Consider the following 17,848-nt stretch of genomic DNA (forward strand, 5'->3'; position numbering starts at 1 on the left):
CCCCGAGGAAAAGTGGGCTGGGGGCGTTATAATTCCGGATTGTTTCCAATAACCTTCCTTGAGAGTTGAACAGCAATGTTGCGTTTCCTGCGCCTGACCGACCAAAACGTATCCAACAAACGCGTGTTGATCCGCGTCGATTTTAACGTGCCAGTGGATGCAAATGGCAACATCACGGAAGACACCCGCATTCGTGCCTCCTTGCCGGGCATTGAATACTGTTTGAGCAACAATGCTGCTTTGCTGTTGACCAGCCATTTCGGTCGTCCTACCGAGGGTGAGTACGACGAGAAGCTGAGTTTGGCGCCTGTGGCGGCGCGCCTGGGTGAATTGTTGGGTCGCCCTGTGCGTCTGGTGAAAGACTGGGTGAATGGCGTGGACGTGAAAGCAGGTGAAGTATTGCTGCTGGAAAATTGCCGATTCAACAAAGGCGAGAAAAAGAACAACCCTGAACTGGCACAAAAAATTGCTGCGCTCTGTGACATCTATGTTAATGATGCCTTTGGTACCGCCCACCGCGCGGAGGCCACTACGCACGGCGCAGCCCAATATGCGCCAGTGGCATGTGCAGGTCCGCTTCTGGCGGCTGAGCTGGACGCCTTGGGTGCAGCACTTTCAGCACCCAAGCGCCCAATGGTGGCCATTGTGGCGGGTTCTAAGGTATCAACCAAACTGACCATTCTGAACAGCTTGGCCAACAAAGTAGACCAATTGATTGTGGGCGGCGGTATTGCCAACACATTTATGGCTGCGCTGGGTTTGCCCATCGGAAAGTCGCTGGCTGAACACGACCTGGTCAATGAGGCCAAAACAATTATCGACAACATGAAAGCCCGTGGCGCTGCCGTGCCAATTCCCAGTGATGTGGTGGTGGGCAAAGAGTTTTCCCCGACAGCTTATGCCACCAGTAAAAAGGTGGCTGATGTGGCCGCAGATGACATGATTTTCGATATTGGCCCTAACACAGCCGAGGAACTGGCTGCCATTTTGGACAAAGCAGGCACCATTGTGTGGAACGGCCCTGTGGGAGTGTTCGAGTTCGACCAGTTTGGCAAAGGCACTGAGCGCCTGGCCATGGCCATTGCAAATTCCAAGGCCTTTTCGATTGCGGGTGGCGGCGATACCTTGGCTGCGATTTCCAAGTACAACATCGGTGATCAGGTCAGTTATATTTCCACCGGTGGCGGTGCATTCCTTGAATTTCTGGAGGGTAAAACCCTGCCAGCCGTGGAAATTCTTCAACAGAGAGCGGCTTGATGGCCAACTCAGGGAGCAAATTGGTGCCCAACGTGTACGTACCCCGTCAAACCAAAATCGTGGCCACTTTGGGGCCGGCATCCACTGATCCCGCAGTTCTTGAGCGAATGATCGCCGCGGGCATGAATGTGGTGCGGGTCAACTTCTCTCATGGCACAGCCCAAGAGCACATTGACCGGGTCAAAACAGTGCGTGAAATCGCAGCCCGTTTGAAGCGAGACATCGCTGTGATGGCCGATTTACAAGGGCCTAAAATTCGAATTGGTGTGTTTGCAAATGGGTCCACCAACCTCGTCAATGGTCAGCCCTTTGTGCTGGAAGCCAAGTGTGACTCAGGCGATGATGAGCGCGTTGGGTTGGATTATCCCGAGCTGGTGAATGATGTGAAAACAGGGGACACCCTGTTGCTCGATGACGGCAAAATTGTACTTAAGGTCAAAAAAGTAACCCCTAGTCAAATCCAATGCGAAACTGAAGTGGGTGGTGTGCTTAAAAACCGAAAGGGCATCAACAAATTGGGCGGTGGCCTTTCTGCGCCTGCGCTGACATCCAAAGACATGGAGGACATTCGCACCGCGGTGGCCTTCGAGGCAGACTACATTGCGGTCAGCTTTCCAAAAAGCGGCGCAGACATGTACATGGCTCGAGAACTGACTCGCGCAGCAGGTGGCCACGCCATGATGATCGCCAAGATTGAGCGTTGCGAGGCTTTGGAGAATCTGGATGACTTGATTCGCTCTTGCGACGGTTTGATGGTGGCGCGTGGTGATTTGGCAGTTGAGATTGGTGATGCCGCTGTACCTGCAGCCCAAAAGCGCCTGATTCGCGCAGCCCGGGAAGCCAACAAGTTGACCATTACGGCCACGCAAATGATGGAAAGCATGATTGAAAGCCCTGTGCCCACTCGCGCTGAAGTGTCGGACGTGGCCAATGCAGTGCTCGATGGAACCGATGCTGTAATGTTGTCGGCCGAAACCGCTGCGGGCAAGTTTCCTGTGGAAACCATCGTGGCCATGGCCCGAGTGTGCGTTGAGGCAGAAAAGTCAGCCACCATCAGCCTGGACACTGATTTCCTGAACCGCAAATTCAAGCGTGTTGACCAGTCGATTGCCATGGCTGCTTTGTTTACTGCGCACCACCTTGAGGTGAAGGCGATTGCCGCACTGACCCAGTCCGGGTCAACAGCATTGTGGATGTCGCGGTTGAACAGTGGCGTTCCAATTTTTGCACTCACACCCGAGGAAAAAACCCGCCGTCGCTTGTCAATGTATCGCGATGTGCGCACGGTCATGATGCAGTACGAAACAGAGGACCGTGAAGTGTTGCTGGCGAAATCGGAGCAGGCTTTGCTGGATGCCAAAGTGGTTGAGTTGGGTGACTTGATCGTGATCACCATCGGTGAGCCAATTGGTAAATCGGGTGGAACCAACACCATGAAAATAGTTCGCGTTGGCGAACACATTGGCCTGCTGAATTAACCAGTTATTTGACTAATTTTATTTTTCGGAGACTTTGAAATGCCTCTCGTATCCATGCGCCAACTGCTGGACCATGCCGCTGAAAACGGCTATGGCATCCCCGCCTTCAACGTGAACAATCTGGAACAGGTTCAGGCTGTTATGGCCGCCGCTGATGAAGTGGGTGCGCCTGTTATTCTTCAAGCCAGCGCGGGTGCCCGCAAGTACGCAGGCGAGCCATTCATCAAGCACCTCATTCAAGCGGCTGTGGAAGCCTTTCCGCATATTCCCTTGGTCATGCATCAGGATCACGGTACCAGCCCCAAGGTGTGTCAGGGTGCTATCGATCTGGGTTTTGGCTCCGTCATGATGGACGGCTCGCTGATGGAAGATGGAAAAACGCCAGCCTCATTTGATTACAACCTTGAAGTAACCCGCAAAGTTGTAGAAATGGCCCACAAGGTTGGTGTGACCGTAGAAGGTGAACTCGGTTGTCTCGGTAATCTGGAAACTGGTGAAGCCGGTGAAGAGGATGGCATTGGTGCGGATGTGAAGCTGGACCACAGCCAGATGCTGACCGACCCTGAAGAGGCAGCAGTGTTTGTGAAAGGCACTCAACTGGATGCGCTGGCAATCGCCATCGGTACCAGCCACGGCGCTTACAAATTCAGCCGCAAGCCCACCGGCGATATTCTTGCCATTTCGCGTGTCAAAGAAATTCATGCTCGAATTCCCAATACGCATTTGGTGATGCACGGCTCATCGTCCGTGCCCGCAGAATTGCTGGCCATCATCAACCAGTACGGCGGCAAAATGAAAGAAACCTACGGCGTGCCCGTGGAAGAAATTCAGGAAGCTATCAAGTATGGCGTGCGCAAAATCAACATTGACACCGACATTCGCCTGGCCATGACTGGTGCGGTTCGCAAGTTCCTGTTCGAGAATCCTGATAAATTCGATGCCCGTGAGTGGCTTAAGCCTGCGCGTGAAGCTGCCAAGCAAATTTGCAAACAGCGTTACATGGAGTTTGGTTGTGAAGGGCAGGGGGCAAAGATCAAGCCAATTCCCATGAGCGAAATTGCACAGAAATATGCCAAGGGCGAACTCGCACAGATCGTTCAGTAAGCGAGAAATAGCGCCTGTAGAAGCTCACGCGGGCTGTGCCCCGCGTGTTTTATTTTTAAAGCCTGAATCCCACGAGGCCATTTGAATGAGTACTGTGTTTGAAACCAAGCTGACTTCCCTGCCTTTGTTGCACCGTGGAAAGGTAAGGGAAAATTTTTCTGTTGGCGACGACAAAATGTTGATTGTGGCCAGCGACCGCCTGTCTGCTTTCGATGTCATTCTGGATCAACCCATTCCCGAGAAGGGCATGGTGCTGACCCAAATGGCCCAGTTCTGGTTCGATATTCTGGCCGATGTGGTACCCAATCACCTGACTGGAATTTCCCCTGAAACTGTGGTGTCTGCCGAAGAAGCGCCGCAGATCAAGGGCCGCTCCATGGTGGTCAAAAAGCTGAAGGCCCTGCCTATCGAAGCAGTGGTGCGTGGTTACCTGATCGGTTCTGGCTGGAAAGACTACCAGGCCACTGGCGCAGTGTGCGGCATCAAATTGCCCCCAGGCATGCAAATGGCTGCCAAATTGGACGAGCCTATTTTCACGCCAGCCACCAAAGCAGCAATGGGTGAGCACGATGAGAATATTGATTTCGACACCATGAGCGACGTGGTTGGCAGGGATCTCGCCAAGCAAATTCGCGATGTGTCCATCGCTTTATACACCAAGGCCAGTGACTACGCGGCGCGCCAGGGCATTATTATTGCAGACACCAAGTTTGAGTTCGGGCTGGATGAAAACGGCACCTTGACCTTGATGGATGAGGTGTTGACTGCCGATTCCTCCCGTTTTTGGCCTGCAGATCAGTACCAGGTGGGCATTTCCCCACCTTCTTACGACAAACAGTTTGTACGCGATTATCTGGAAAGCGTACCGGGCTGGAACAAAAAGGCACCAGCGCCTACACTGCCACAAGACATCATCGACAAAACAGCGGCCAAATATCGTCAAGCCTATGAAATTTTGACTGGCCGCCTTTGGATTGGATAAGCACATGAACGAAGCCACACACCTGCACACCTCTGACCATCCCAAAGTGGGCGTGGTCATGGGTTCGTCTTCCGATTGGGAAGTGATGAAAAACGCCGTGCAGGTATTGCGCGACTTTGGCGTGGACTATGAAGCCCGTGTGGTTTCCGCGCACCGAATGCCTGATGAAATGTTTGCCTACGCAGAAACTGCGGCCACCCGTGGCATTCAGGTGATCATTGCCGGTGCTGGCGGTGCGGCGCATCTGCCCGGCATGCTGGCAGCGAAAACCATTGTTCCGGTCATGGGCGTACCTGTACCTTCCAAGTACCTGCGCGGAGAAGATTCCCTGTTGTCCATTGTTCAAATGCCCAAGGGAATTCCGGTGCACACCTTTGCCATTGGCGAGGCGGGTGCAGCCAATGCCGCTCTGGGTGCCGTTGCCATTTTGGCCTTGACCAACACTGAACTAAACCAGAAATTGCAGGATTTTCGCGTGAGCCAGTCCAATGTGGCCCGTGAAATGGAACTGCCCCCTTTGCGTTGATTTTTAAGCCAAACACATGAGCAAGATCGAATTCAAAACAGCCAAACCCGGCCAGTGGCTGGGTCTGTTGGGCGGTGGCCAATTGGGCCGCATGTTCTGCATGGCCGCACAAAGCATGGGTTATCGAGTGCTGGTGCTCGACCCGGTCGCCAACGGCCCTGCTGGTTCAGTCGCTGACGACCAGGTGCTTGCCGATTACATGGACGATCAAGGCCTGGCGCGCCTGGCCCAACGTTGCGTGGGTGTCACCACCGAATTCGAAAACGTACCTGCTTTGGCGCTGGATACACTTTCCAAAAGCATTCCAGTCAGCCCGTCGGCCTTCTCGGTGGGTGTGGCGCAAAACCGCATTGAAGAAAAAGCCTACATCACAGGTTGTGGCGTGCCTGTTGCACCTCATGCGGCCCTACGCAGCACAACTGACATCACCGATGATCTTGAGCATTTGCTGCCAGGTATCGTAAAAACAGCCCGTTTGGGTTATGACGGCAAGGGCCAGGTTCGTGTGAAAACGCTGGATGAGGTACGCAAGGCGTTCGCCGATCTGAATGAAGTGGAATGTGTGCTTGAAAAGCGTCTCAACCTGCAAAAGGAAATGTCGGTGATTGTGGCGCGTGACCACAAAGGTGAATGTGCCACCTTTCCTGTGGCTGAAAATCACCACCGCAAAGGTATTCTGGCCACCACCATTGTGCCTGCCCGCATTGATGATGCCATGGCTGCTCAAGCCCGCGCCAACGCCATTTCCATCGCCGGCGCCCTTGATTACGTGGGGGTGCTGTGTGTCGAGTTTTTTGTTGTCGATGATCTGGGCCTGGTGGTCAATGAAATTGCACCGCGCCCCCACAACAGTGGTCATTACTCCATTGACGCTTGTGTCACCTGTCAATTCGAACAACAGGCCCGTGTGCTTGCCGGTTTGCCCTTGGGCGACACTCGCCAGCACAGCCCGGCTGTGATGGTGAATTTGTTGGGTGACCTTTGGTACGGCGAAGACGGCAGCACGCGCGAACCTGCCTGGGAAAAAGTATTGGCTATTCCCGAGGTGAAACTTCACCTGTATGGCAAAGAGCAGGCTAGGGTTGGGCGCAAGATGGGCCACATCACGGTGATTGCCGAAACCCTTGACCGTGCCCTGGCGGTTGCCCAAGAAGTTCGGGATATTCTGGGCATTGGCGATGACGACGACTGATTCCGGCATGCCTCACATGCATGCCGAACTGTTGGCCGCCAGTGATGCGAATATTCAGCGTTGTGCCCAAGCACTTCAGAACGGACACTTGGTCGCTTTTCCAACAGAGACCGTGTTTGGCCTGGGCGCCGCCGTTTCCAGGCTTGATGCCATTCAAGGTATATTCAAAGCCAAGGGCCGGCCTACTGAACACCCGCTGATAGCCCATGTGGCTCCCGGCGCAAATTTGGTCGGCTGGGTGGCTGAGCTTACCCCCACCATGCAAAAGTTGATGAATGCCTTTTGGCCTGGTCCACTTACCTTGGTGGTCCCCAAAGGTGAGCGCATGCCATTTGAAGTGACTGGCGGGCAGAATTCTGTGGGTATTCGTTGCCCCTCCCACCCGGTTGCAATCAAGCTGTTAAAGGCCACTGGGGTGCCAGTGGCTGCGCCTTCCGCCAACCGGTTTGGCAAAGTCAGCCCCACACGCGCAAGCCATGTACTTGCCGAGCTTGGCGATCGAATTCCGTTCATTCTTGATGGCGATATGCCCGAAGTGGGCATTGAATCCACCATCGTCTCACTGCTTGAAGAGCAACCCGCCATACTTCGGCCGGGTGCCATTACTGCTGCACAAATAGAGGCGGTGCTGGGCGTACCCGTGAAAAGTCATGTTGAGGTTTCGAAAACCCCACATGCCAACCCACGGGTTTCAGGGGCGCTTGAAAAGCACTACAGCCCGGATGCCAAAGTTTGGGTATTGCAGGCCAGTGAATTGGCTGCTCTGCAGTTGCAGAATAAAACCTTGTGTGTGGGCTGGACCGATGAATTCTTGGCGCAAGCCGACGCACTGCGAGAAAAGTTCGGGGAAGTGTTGGTTGAAGCTTTGAGTGACAAACCAGCAGAGGTAGCCAAAGCACTGTACGCGACATTGAGACAGGCTGACGAATTGGCCTGCAAACAATTGTTGTTCGAAAGGCCAGGGCAAAATCAGGAATGGGAAGCGGTCAACGACCGCTTGAAACGCGCTTCCGCCTGATTTGCCTGCCTGGGTTAAACGCTGGCTTGGCTTAATTACATTTGTTGGGTTGGAATGTGCCCGCGCTGCTCGGCAATCACATTGTTGTCGTCCACAAACACCAGCTTGGGCTGGAATGTTTTGCATTCTTGGTCATCCAGCGTGCCATAGGCCGCAATAATCACCAAGTCACCCTTTTGAGCACGGCGTGCAGCCGCACCATTCAGTGAAATCATGCCGCTTCCGCGCTCACCCTTGATGGCATAAGTTGAAAAACGCTCGCCATTGTCGATCACGTAAATGTCGATGCGCTGAAATTCAATAATGCCCGACGCTTCGAGAAGATTTTCATCAATCGCGCAAGAACCTTCGTAGTGCAGTTCGCAGTGGGTTACTTTGGCTCGGTGAATTTTTCCGAGCAACATCTCACGATGCATTAGTCAATCTCCAGATTGTCGATCAGGCGGGTTTGACCCAGCTTGGCCGCTGCAAGAATAACCAGCGGCGTTTGATCGGACAGGTTTTCATCGGTGGGGCGCTGCAGGTCTGATTGCCTGCGTACCTCAAAATAATCGGGCTTCCAGCCACGGCTTGCCAGCATGTCGGCGCAATTGCGCTCCAATTGTACCAACTGGTCCAAATTCGGGCGACCCGATTTTACCTGATTCGAGAGATCATTCAAAAGTTGATACAAAAACGGTGCTTCGGCACGGTCTTGCTCGTTCAGGTAACGGTTGCGTGACGAAAGCGCCAAGCCGTCCTCGGCCCGCACGGTTGGAGCCGCAATAATTTCAATGGGCATGGCCAGTTGGGCGACCAAGCGCCGAATAATCATCAGTTGCTGGTAGTCCTTCTTGCCAAATACCGCCACTTTGGGTTGTACGCAATTAAACAGCTTGGTGACTACAGTGCTGACACCTTCAAAAAAGCCTGGGCGAAATTCCCCTTCCAGCGTGCCGCCCAGGTCATCGGGCGGTTTTACGCGGTAATCCTGGGGTTCGGGGTACAGGTCACGCTCGGTGGGTGCGAACATCACATACACCTGTTCTCTTTCCAGTTTTTCTGCGTCCTCTTGCATGGTGCGCGGGTATTTGTCGAAATCTTCATTCGGGCCAAACTGCAAACGGTTCACAAACACGCTCGCTACCACGGGGTCACCGTGTTTGGCGGCAATGCGCATCAGGGACATGTGGCCCTCATGCAAATTGCCCATTGTGGGTACAAAAGCCACCCGGTTTTGACCACGCAGTTGATCGCGCAGCTCGGAAATTGAAGAAATCTGTCTCATCAAATACTCAGAATGTGTGTTCTGCTGTAGGAAAGGATTTGTCTTTCACTGCAGACACATAGGCCTGCACGGCAGCTTGAATCGAGGGCTGATTATCCATGAAATTGCGCACAAACTTCGGTTTTTTGCCCGGAAAAACATTCAACATGTCGTGTAGCACCAAAACTTGTCCGTCACAATCAACCCCGGCACCAATGCCGATGGTTGGCACAGTCAGGCTTTTCGAAATATCCGCTGCAAGTTTGCCCGGAATCAGTTCAAACAGCACCATTTGTGCGCCAGCCTCTTGCATTGCCTTGGCGTTGGTTTTCAGTGTCTTTGCGGCTTTTGCGTCACGGCCCTGCACGCGATAACCCCCCAGTGCACTGACCGATTGCGGTGTCAACCCCAGGTGTGCACACACAGGAATGTCTCTTGTGGTCAAGTATTCAACCGTTGGGGCCAACCATGCTGTGCCCTCCAGTTTCACCATATTCGCGCCCGCTGCCATCAGCTTCGCGGCATTGCGGTAGGCCTGCTCTGCGCTTTCCTGGTAGCTGCCAAAGGGCATGTCTGCCACCACAAATGCATTCTTGTTGCCAGCGGCTACACAGCGTGTGTGGTATTCCATCATTTCCATGGTCACAGGCAGGGTACTGGGCATTCCGGCCAGTACCATGCCCAACGAGTCGCCAATCAGCAGAATATCCACGCCACTTGCATCGAGTACGCTGGCAAAGCAAGCGTCGTAGCAGGTCAACATGGCAATTTTTTCCTGATTTTTTTTCATCTCAAGCAGAGCGGGCAAGGTAACAGCCTTGCGTGTGCTGCTGGCAGCGGCTTGGGGTTGTGCGCTCATGGTGTGCTCTCGTGTAGGGTGTGTGTTACTCAGACCAATTGAAAAACTCGCGTCGACCTTTCATTCCGTCAATCTGATTCAGCAACAAATCAAAGTCTTCGGAATGGTCAACCGGGTTTAAATGCTCGGTGTTCACAATCAACAAGGGTGCGTCGTCGTAGTGGTAAAAAAACCGGCTATACGCATCGCTTAACTGAGACAGGTACGCCTCGGTAATGTTCACCTCATAGGGCGTTGCGCGTTTTTGCACCCGTTCAATCAGTGCCTGTGGCGAGGCTTGCAGGTAAATGACCAAATCAGGCACGCTGGTTTGAGGGCTTTGGTGCTGGTAAATTTGCTGGTAAAGCTTCAGTTCTTCTTCGTCCAGCGTCAGGCTGGCAAACATTCGGTCTTTTTCCAGCAGAAAGTCACTGACCACCATGTTTTCGAAAAAGTCCCGCTGGGTTAAATCCCTCAGTTGCCCAATGCGCTGAAACAAAAAAAATAATTGGGTGGGCAGGGCATAACGTGCAGGTTCTTGATAAAACTTCTCAAGAAACGGATTGTCTTCAGGCTTCTCGAGCAACAGCTCTGCCTGAAATCGCTGGGCGATCAGTCGGGCCAGCGAGGTTTTCCCCACGCCAATTGGGCCTTCAATCACGATGTGGCGATACTTTTCTGACAACAAGTTTTACTCTCCGGTGGGTGGCTTGCGCGCGGCCTCAGTGTAGCGCAGGGGTGAAGCTGGTATTGGAAAAAAAGTTCAAATTGCCTTGACGATCTGATCCAGCGTGCCCGGCAAATGATTTTTCGCCGGGCCCAGGCCGGGAATCTCGATTTCCGGGTTTAACTGCAGCAACGGATCCAGCACAAAACGCCGCAAGTGCATGCGGGGGTGAGGCACTTTAAGTTGTGAGGTATTAACGGTTTGCTGGCCAAACAAGAGCACATCCACGTCGATGGGGCGTGGGGCATTGCGCGTGGTACGAACCCGCCCCAATTGTGACTCAATGGCCATACATGTATGTAATAGTTGTTCGGCATTGCCTTGCCACATCAATTCCAGCACGGAGTTCACGTAGTTCGGGCCTGTGGCATCCACCGGGGCGCTCTCAAATCGCAGAGATTCCCGCACCGCCTTGGCGCAAGAATGGGCTCGGAAATAGTCAATTACTTCATCGAACAAGGCCATGGGATGCCCCAAGTTGCCACCCAAACCCAGGTAGCACAGGGTGTGGCTCAGCGTAGGGTTCAATTGAAGACTCACCTCGGCGCTCACTCGCCTTGTTGCTCCTGTCCCGCAGGGCTTGCACCTTGTGCACTTGTGCCTGATTTGGGTTTTCTGCGACGTCGTTTTTTCTTGGCTGCTCCATCAGTACCCGCGGGTGTTCCACGCAGCGCGTCCAGCATATTCTGGCGGTTATTCACATCGCCATCGCTAAACTCCCGCCACCATTCAGCCAATTCAACATCGGCGTCTATGTCGCCCACCATTGCACGCAATTCATAGAAGTCCAGTGACGCCCGGAATTTTTGCTGCTCCAGCATGCGAAACGGTGCTTTGCCTGCGCGTTTTTCGAAACGCGGTTGAAATGCCCAAATTTCACGCATGTCACCAGTCAGGCGACGGGGAATAGCTGTACGCTCGGCCTGTTCGGCCAGCACATCGTCCATTGCAGCGAAAAGGGCCGGGAATTTCAGTTCCCCCTGTTCAAGTTTTTTCTCCCAGTTTTCCAGCACCAAATGCCACAACAGGCAGGCAAACAGAAAACCGGGGCTAAGTGGCTTGCCTTCTTTGACACGTTTGTCGGTGCGGGCCAAAGCCTCCGTCAAAAAGGGTTCACCCCGTTCATGTTCCAGAATTGCATCGAGCAGGGGAAATACACCGTGATGCAAACCCGCCTTCCTTAAACCTTTCAGGCAGGCCATGGCAGAGCCGCTCATCAGCAGTTTCAGCATCTCATCAAACAGGCGCGAGGCGGGTACATTGCGCAGCAAGTCAGACAACTCCGCAATCGGCGCGTAGGTGGCGGGTTCAATTTCGAAATTGAGTTTCGCCGCAAAACGCACTACACGCAGCATACGCACGGGGTCTTCGCGGTAGCGCAGGCTGGGCTCCCCAATCATACGCAGCACTCGTGCACGCAGGTCTTCCATGCCGTGGTGGTAGTCCCACACGGTTTCTGTGCTGGGGTCGTAGTACATGGCGTTCACGGTAAAGTCCCGTCGCGACGCATCTTCGTCTTGCCGCCCGAATTCATTGTCGCGCAGCACCCTGCCATGTTCATCTTTTTCGTTGCTGGCACTGGCCAAGGCTCGGAAGGTCGACGTTTCGATGGTTTCAGGGCCAAACATCACATGCACAATTTGAAATCGCCTGCCAATAACCCGTGCGCGGCGAAACAGCCGTTGGGTTTGTTCAGGGCTTGCGTCAGTGGCCACGTCGAAGTCTTTTGGGCGCATGCCCAAAAGCAGATCACGCACAGCGCCACCTACAACAAAGGCTTTGTAACCCTTGCTTTGCAAGGTTTCGCACACGCGGATCGCATTGTGGCTAACCAGGCGGCGATCAATTTTATGCTCGGCCACACCCCATACTTTGGGTTTGTGTACGCCGTAGCTGGCTTTCACTTTCTTGGGTGTTCCCATGTTCAAGTGGGCTGCTGGTCCCGGGGTTTCACGCCCTAGCGTAGCCGGCTTGGAAAACATCCGTTTAAACAGTTTCTTGATCATTTGAACAACTCAAGTACGGGCCAGCCGCGTGTTTGTGCAATTTCAGCCAGTTTGTGGTCGGGGTTTGCGGCAACCGGGTGGCTGACGCATTCCAGAAGAGGCAGGTCGTTGATGGAGTCGCTGTAAAAGTGACTGCTCTCGAAACTGCTCAGAGTCCAGTTTTTCGCCGCTAGCCAGTCGTTTAGCCTGGTCACCTTGCCTTCCCTGAAACTGGGCACACCAGTGACCTTGCCCGTGTATTCGCCATTGACCAGTTCAGGTTCGGTTGCAATCAGGGCCTCAATACCAAACGCCTGTGCAATGGGTTGGGTAATAAAGCTGTTGGTGGCAGTAATGATAACGCACACTGCATTGTCGGCCTGATGATGTTTTACCAGCGCAATGGCGCTTGGTTTCATGTTGGGTCGAATCACCTCCGCCATGAACTGATTGTGCCAAATTGCCAGTTGTGTCCGTTTGTTGTCGCGCAGCGGGCGCAACTGAAAATCCAGAAACTCGTCGATGTTCAGCGTGCCAGCCTTGTAGTCTGCAAAAAACTGATCGTTTCTCGCTTCAAACTCGGCCCGGTCCAAAACGCCTTTGTTGATCAGGAATTGCGACCATCCATGGTCGGAGTCAATGGGCAACAGGGTGTTGTCCAGGTCAAACAGTGCGAGTTTCATATTCTCGAATTACCAGACTTTCTCGTCGTTTCATCCAATGGCGCAGTAAATTCACGCTCACTGGTTTTTGTTGTTCAAGGGAAAAGCGATCCAGCCCGTCCATCACCGCCATTAGCGAACCCATGTCACGCTGAAAATAGCGAAGTGCGTACTCAATGACTTCCTCGCTCAGTTGCAAACCTCGCGATTGAGCCGTAGCTTGCAGTGCTTCATGTTTTTCCTGATCGCTCAAGGGTTGTACGCGCAGACACAAACCAGCTTCGATGCGTGTGCGCAAATCGTCTCGCAACTTCAGCTCGATGGTAGGGAGCTCACCCGCCAACACAATTTTACCGGGTTTGTTCTCGGCCATGCTTGAATTGAAAGCATTGAACAATTGCACTTGCGAATACGGGGTCAGGCGGTCGATGTTGTCAATGACCAAGGCTTGTTCAGTGGGCCTGAAAACAAAACGATTACCACCTTCCAGCACATTCACGCCCAATTGGCCGGCCACGCCCCGCAACAAATGACTTTTGCCGCAACCTGAAGGTCCGTAGATGTAAACGAACGGACTGGTTCCCTTCATGTTAATCAGTTCCCGCAATTCATGCACAAGCTGCCCATTCTGCCCAATCAGAAAGTTGGACAGTGTCGGCCTGGGGGGCGTGAACACATCGAGAAGCAACTGTTGCATGGGCATTGCCAAAGCGGGGGGAATCGAGCAGCCCCCAATAATACCCTCGAATAACACTTTTTACGCCCCGTCTCGGTTAAAATACACCGACTCGCGCTTGCGGCCACAAACCTGAAGCAAGCAACCCAGCTCCACAATTTTTCGGACCGAATTTTAATGAATTCTCCCTTGACCTACAAAGACGCCGGCGTTGACATGCAAGCCGGTGATGATCTGGTTGACGCAATCAAACCCTTGGCCAAACGCACCATGCGCCCAGGCGTGCTGGCTGGTATTGGTGGTTTTGGTGCCATGTTCGAAGTGCCTAAAGGCTACAAAGAGCCCGTGCTGGTTTCAGGCACCGACGGCGTAGGTACCAAGTTGCGCCTTGCCTTTGAGTGGAACATTCACAACACAGTGGGTATTGACCTGGTGGCCATGAGTGCCAACGATATCTTGGTCCAAGGTGCCGAGCCCCTTTATTTTCTTGATTACTTTGCCTGCGGCAAACTCGACGTAAAAACAGCAGCGAGTGTGGTGGGCGGCATTGCATACGGATGCGAACAGGCCGGTTGCGCGCTGATCGGTGGTGAAACCGCCGAAATGCCCGGCATGTACCCCGATGGCGAATACGATCTGGCTGGTTTCGCCGTGGGTATTGTTGAAAAGTCTGAAATTCTGGATGCCAGTAAAGTGAAGGCCGGCGACGTCATTTTGGGTCTGGCTTCAAACGGTATTCACTCCAACGGATTTTCACTGGTGCGAAAAATTCTGGAACGTGCCCAGCCTGACTTGAATCAGCTTTGCGATGGTATGCCCCTGCGTGAAGCCATCATGGCACCCACGCGCATGTACGTGAAGCCAGTTTTGGAACTAATCAAGAAGGTCTCCGTGCACGCCTTGGCACACATCACGGGCGGTGGCTTGGTTGAAAATATTCCACGTGTGTTGCCCGATAACCTGGTGGCCGAACTGAACCGTGGCACATGGCCAGAAACAGAACTGTTCAAATGGCTACAGGAAAACGGTCAGGTGCCGTTTGATGAAATGAATCGCGTGTTCAACTGCGGTATCGGCATGATTGTGGTTTTGCCTGCTGAACAGGCCAAGGCTGCCATGGATTTGTTAAGCGCAGCGGGCGAGAAGGTTTACCAGGTGGGTGTGGTTCGGCCGCGTGTAGAAGGTGAAGCGCATACCATTGTTCGGCCAGCGCACTGACTTTTTGAGATTAATCAAGTCTGGATAAAGCCCAGTCGATGTGCTCCATCAGGAATGCATCGGCTGTTTTCCGCATGCCGAGAAGCGCTTCTCGAATGCCCATCACTCCAACGCTATTACCCGCAGCCACTGCCAAATTTCTTCTAAACCGCTTGTAGCCAATACGGCGGATGGCGCTGCCTTCGGTCCGCTTTAAAAATTCATCCTCAGTCCAGCGCATCATGTCGAACCAGTCGGGTTTTTCAAACTCGGCGCGTGGGTTGAAGTCGGCATACTGCGCAGGCTTGGCGAACTTGTTCCATGGGCATGCCAATTGGCAGTCGTCACAACCATAAATTCGGGTGCCCACGAGCGGGCGCAGTTCCAGGGGTATCTCGCTGTCGTGTTCAATGGTCAGGTACGAGATGCACAGTCGTGCATCAACTTGATAGGGTTTCACAATGGCCTGGGTGGGGCAGGCTGTCATGCAACTGTTGCAGGTACCGCAGTGATTTTTTCCAAATTCGCCGCTCAGGGGCAGGGGCATGTTCGTAAACACTTCACCCAGAAAAAACAGCGAACCCTCATCGGGATGAATCAACAAGGTGTGTTTACCACGCCAGCCCAAACCCGCCTTGCGGGCAATCTCCACTTCGGCTGTGGGAGCACTGTCCACTGCTACACGAAATCCGAATCCGGCCACCTCTGAATTCACTGCATCTGCAAATCGTTTGAGGCGCTGGCGTATCACTTTGTGGTAATCGCGTCCCCGGGCATACAAACTGACATACGGTGTGTCACGGGCCTCGATTTCACTCAGGGTTTTCTCGGTGAATGTCGCCGCATCGGGCTGGTTCAGCGTTGTTTCAGGCACATACGGCACGCGCAGTGATACGATTCGAATCGCACCGGGAAACAGGGTGTCTGTATTCAGGCGTTTCAGTCCGTGGCGCTCCATGTAGGCCATCTCGCCGTGCATGCCCTGATTAAGCCAAGCTTGCAAATGTGGTTCACAGGCTTGCAAGTGGGTGTCGCTGACACCCATGCAGCCCAACCCCTGCGCTTTGGCCACACGTTGTAACAATGCCCAGTTCTCTTGTTCTTGATGAGCCTGCATGAAAACTTATACCTGCCATTTACCCGATGACGCCGCAACCCACAGTGTAGGGGAAAAGCTGGCCAAACTTGCGCAAGCACCGCTTCGCATCTACCTTTCCGGCCCTTTGGGCGCAGGTAAAACAGCATTGGTGCGTGCGTTTTTGCGGGCTTTGGGCGTGCAGGGTGCAGTTAAAAGTCCAAGCTATGCGTTGGTAGAACCTTACAATTTCTCGAATTATTCTGTGTATCACTTTGATTTTTATCGATTCTTCGATCAGAATGAATGGGAAGAATCTGGATTTCGTGATTATTTTGAGGAAACTGCCATTTGCTTGGTCGAATGGCCGGAAAAAGCGGGCGGCCTGCTTCCACCCGCTGATCTCGAAATTTATCTGAGTTATCACCAGCTGCCGAGCCATGAAACAACTGGGCGAGGCATCGAGGTGAAAGCCCTGTCGGTAAGCGGGCAGCATTTGGTAGAAAAACTGAACGAACAACAATAGCCTATGAATTCGCGTCGCGATTTGTTGAAAACCGTTGGAGCAGGAATGCTTCTGAAACTGATCCCGGTGGGTGCATTTGCGGCTGACCAGGTGAAGTTTGTCGATGTGCGCCTGTGGCCTGCTGATGAATACACCCGGGTTACGCTTGAGCACGCCGGGGCCATCAAGTACAAACACTTCCTGATTGAAAATCCTTGGCGCATGGTCATCGATTTGCTTGACATGCGACTCGACAACACCCTCAAAGACCTGACCAGCCGCCTGCATCCGGACGATCCCTACGTTCAACAAATTCGTGTTGGGCAATACGATGCGAACACGGTGCGGTTGGTGTTCGATCTAAAGGCTGAAGTCAAGCCCGAGATTTTCACGATTGATCCAATTGCCGAGTACAAGAATCGATTTGTCGTTGATTTTTACCCCAAGAATCCGGCTGATCCCTTGCTGGCTCTGCTGCAAAAGGCTGAAGATCCCGCCATGCGGGAGGACGAAATTTCCCGTGCTCTGCGTTTGGCCGAGTCAGAAACCAACGGTACTTTAAAGCTGGAAGGTGTGGCGCCAGAAAAAGGCACCGGCAAAACAGAAATGGCCAAGGCTCAGCCAAATGCACCAGTTGAAAAGAAGTCAGTACCAGAACTGCGGCGAATCATCACGGTTGCAATTGACCCGGGCCATGGCGGTGAAGACCCAGGCGCCGTGGGCAAAGGTGGCACCTATGAAAAAAATGTGGTGTTGGCGATTAGTAAAAAACTAAAGGCAGAAATCGACAAAATGCCCGGCATGCGGGCCATGTTGACCCGCAATGGCGACTTTTTTGTACCCTTGAATACCCGGGTTCAGAAGGCGAGAAGTGTAAATGCCGATCTGTTTGTGTCTGTGCATGCGGATGCCTTTATTCGACCCACCGCGGGCGGATCGTCGGTCTATGTTTTGTCCGAGCGTGGTGCCTCAAGCACTGCAGCAAAATGGATTGCCAACAAGGAAAATGCCTCTGATTTGATCGGTGGTGTGAACATTAAAGGCACCGATTCGCAACTGGCCCGTGTTCTGCTCGATTTATCCACCACTGCCCAAATCAACGACAGCTTGAAGCTGGGCGACGCGGTACTCGGCAATTTGGGCAAGGTAAACCGCCTGCACAAGCCGCGTGTAGAGCAGGCTGGTTTCGCCGTGCTGAAAGCGCCCGATATTCCATCCATTCTGATCGAAACCGCCTTCATCAGTAATCCGGATGAGGAGAAAAAACTGGCCAATCCGGCCCATCAGCAAGAACTGGCGGAAGCAATTGCCAAAGGTATTGCCAATTACTTTGCCAAGAACCCCCCTGTTGCCCGCACTCCTCTGACTTAAACCGGGTGT

Annotated in this window: 19 protein-coding genes; 10 read left to right on the forward strand and 9 right to left on the reverse strand. The window is 53.3% G+C overall.

Annotation, left to right across the window (positions count from 1 at the left end; genetic code table 11):
* Nucleotides 1-75: 75 nt before the first annotated feature.
* The 7 genes from B4N58_RS05460 (at nt 76) to B4N58_RS05490 (ending at nt 7,557) form a co-directional block, all read left to right on the forward strand.
* The gene (locus B4N58_RS05460) at nt 76-1,257 is read left to right on the forward strand and encodes a phosphoglycerate kinase (protein WP_008251541.1); all 1,182 of its coding nucleotides are present in this window, start codon (nt 76-78) and stop codon (nt 1,255-1,257) included.
* Nucleotides 1,257-2,735: a pyruvate kinase gene (gene pyk, locus B4N58_RS05465; protein WP_008251539.1), complete on the forward strand. Its 1,479-nt coding sequence runs from the start codon at nt 1,257-1,259 to the stop codon at nt 2,733-2,735. The genes B4N58_RS05460 and pyk overlap by 1 nt, the downstream gene beginning before the upstream one ends.
* A 39-nt stretch (nt 2,736-2,774) precedes the next feature.
* Nucleotides 2,775-3,839: a class II fructose-bisphosphate aldolase gene (fba, locus tag B4N58_RS05470; RefSeq protein WP_008251521.1), complete on the forward strand. Its 1,065-nt coding sequence runs from the start codon at nt 2,775-2,777 to the stop codon at nt 3,837-3,839.
* An 85-nt stretch (nt 3,840-3,924) separates the two neighbouring features.
* Entirely contained in the window at nt 3,925-4,821 is an 897-nt protein-coding gene (locus tag B4N58_RS05475) for a phosphoribosylaminoimidazolesuccinocarboxamide synthase (RefSeq protein WP_291746692.1), read from the forward strand.
* Between the two features lie 4 nt (nt 4,822-4,825).
* The gene (purE, locus tag B4N58_RS05480) at nt 4,826-5,347 is read left to right on the forward strand and encodes a 5-(carboxyamino)imidazole ribonucleotide mutase (RefSeq protein ID WP_008251518.1); all 522 of its coding nucleotides are present in this window, start codon (nt 4,826-4,828) and stop codon (nt 5,345-5,347) included.
* A 16-nt stretch (nt 5,348-5,363) separates the two neighbouring features.
* Nucleotides 5,364-6,539 carry a 5-(carboxyamino)imidazole ribonucleotide synthase gene (locus B4N58_RS05485; RefSeq protein WP_291739171.1) on the forward strand — a complete coding sequence of 392 codons (1,176 nt, stop codon included), beginning with the start codon at nt 5,364-5,366 and terminating at the stop codon, nt 6,537-6,539.
* Nucleotides 6,526-7,557 (forward strand): L-threonylcarbamoyladenylate synthase, encoded by a 1,032-nt coding sequence (locus tag B4N58_RS05490; protein ID WP_291746695.1) that lies wholly within the window; start codon nt 6,526-6,528, stop codon nt 7,555-7,557. The genes B4N58_RS05485 and B4N58_RS05490 overlap by 14 nt, the downstream gene beginning before the upstream one ends.
* A gap of 35 nt (nt 7,558-7,592) precedes the next feature.
* Here the strand turns inward: B4N58_RS05490 and panD are convergent, their stop codons facing one another.
* From panD to B4N58_RS05530, 8 genes are all read right to left on the reverse strand, one after another.
* Entirely contained in the window at nt 7,593-7,973 is a 381-nt protein-coding gene (gene panD, locus B4N58_RS05495) for an aspartate 1-decarboxylase (protein ID WP_008251515.1), read from the reverse strand.
* Nucleotides 7,973-8,824: a pantoate--beta-alanine ligase gene (gene panC / locus B4N58_RS05500; RefSeq protein ID WP_291746698.1), complete on the reverse strand. Its 852-nt coding sequence runs from the start codon at nt 8,822-8,824 to the stop codon at nt 7,973-7,975. The genes panD and panC overlap by 1 nt, the downstream gene beginning before the upstream one ends.
* A 7-nt stretch (nt 8,825-8,831) precedes the next feature.
* Entirely contained in the window at nt 8,832-9,662 is an 831-nt protein-coding gene (panB, locus tag B4N58_RS05505; RefSeq protein ID WP_291746701.1) for a 3-methyl-2-oxobutanoate hydroxymethyltransferase, read from the reverse strand.
* A 25-nt stretch (nt 9,663-9,687) separates the two neighbouring features.
* Nucleotides 9,688-10,329 carry a deoxynucleoside kinase gene (locus B4N58_RS05510; protein ID WP_040513349.1) on the reverse strand — a complete coding sequence of 214 codons (642 nt, stop codon included), beginning with the start codon at nt 10,327-10,329 and terminating at the stop codon, nt 9,688-9,690.
* 75 nt (nt 10,330-10,404) lie between these two features.
* Nucleotides 10,405-10,920, reverse strand: coding sequence for a 2-amino-4-hydroxy-6-hydroxymethyldihydropteridine diphosphokinase (gene folK / locus B4N58_RS05515; protein ID WP_291746703.1), 516 nt, complete (start codon nt 10,918-10,920; stop codon nt 10,405-10,407).
* Entirely contained in the window at nt 10,917-12,374 is a 1,458-nt protein-coding gene (gene pcnB, locus B4N58_RS05520; protein ID WP_291746706.1) for a polynucleotide adenylyltransferase PcnB, read from the reverse strand. The genes folK and pcnB overlap by 4 nt, the downstream gene beginning before the upstream one ends.
* Complete coding sequence (locus B4N58_RS05525; protein ID WP_291746709.1) at nt 12,371-13,036, reverse strand: HAD family hydrolase; 666 nt, start codon at nt 13,034-13,036, stop codon at nt 12,371-12,373. Before B4N58_RS05525 ends, pcnB begins: the two co-directional genes overlap by 4 nt.
* Nucleotides 13,017-13,712, reverse strand: coding sequence for an HdaA/DnaA family protein (locus tag B4N58_RS05530; RefSeq protein WP_291746711.1), 696 nt, complete (start codon nt 13,710-13,712; stop codon nt 13,017-13,019). Before B4N58_RS05530 ends, B4N58_RS05525 begins: the two co-directional genes overlap by 20 nt.
* 156 nt (nt 13,713-13,868) lie before the next feature.
* On the opposite strand from B4N58_RS05530, the gene purM reads away from it, so the two are divergent.
* Complete coding sequence (purM, locus tag B4N58_RS05535) at nt 13,869-14,909, forward strand: phosphoribosylformylglycinamidine cyclo-ligase (protein ID WP_291746714.1); 1,041 nt, start codon at nt 13,869-13,871, stop codon at nt 14,907-14,909.
* A gap of 10 nt (nt 14,910-14,919) precedes the next feature.
* Here the strand turns inward: purM and queG are convergent, their stop codons facing one another.
* The gene (gene queG, locus B4N58_RS05540) at nt 14,920-16,005 is read right to left on the reverse strand and encodes a tRNA epoxyqueuosine(34) reductase QueG (RefSeq protein WP_291746718.1); all 1,086 of its coding nucleotides are present in this window, start codon (nt 16,003-16,005) and stop codon (nt 14,920-14,922) included.
* Between queG and tsaE the strand changes: the two genes are divergently transcribed.
* Together tsaE and B4N58_RS05550 are read left to right on the forward strand one after the other, a co-directional pair.
* Entirely contained in the window at nt 16,004-16,489 is a 486-nt protein-coding gene (gene tsaE / locus B4N58_RS05545) for a tRNA (adenosine(37)-N6)-threonylcarbamoyltransferase complex ATPase subunit type 1 TsaE (protein ID WP_291746722.1), read from the forward strand. The two genes, queG and tsaE, sit on opposite strands and share 2 nt — an antisense overlap.
* 45 nt (nt 16,490-16,534) lie before the next feature.
* Nucleotides 16,535-17,839 carry an N-acetylmuramoyl-L-alanine amidase gene (locus tag B4N58_RS05550; RefSeq protein ID WP_291746725.1) on the forward strand — a complete coding sequence of 435 codons (1,305 nt, stop codon included), beginning with the start codon at nt 16,535-16,537 and terminating at the stop codon, nt 17,837-17,839.
* Nucleotides 17,840-17,848 lie beyond the last annotated feature (9 nt).

This window comes from Limnobacter sp. UBA3528, assembly GCF_002377005.1.
GTDB lineage: Bacteria > Pseudomonadota > Gammaproteobacteria > Burkholderiales > Burkholderiaceae_B > Limnobacter.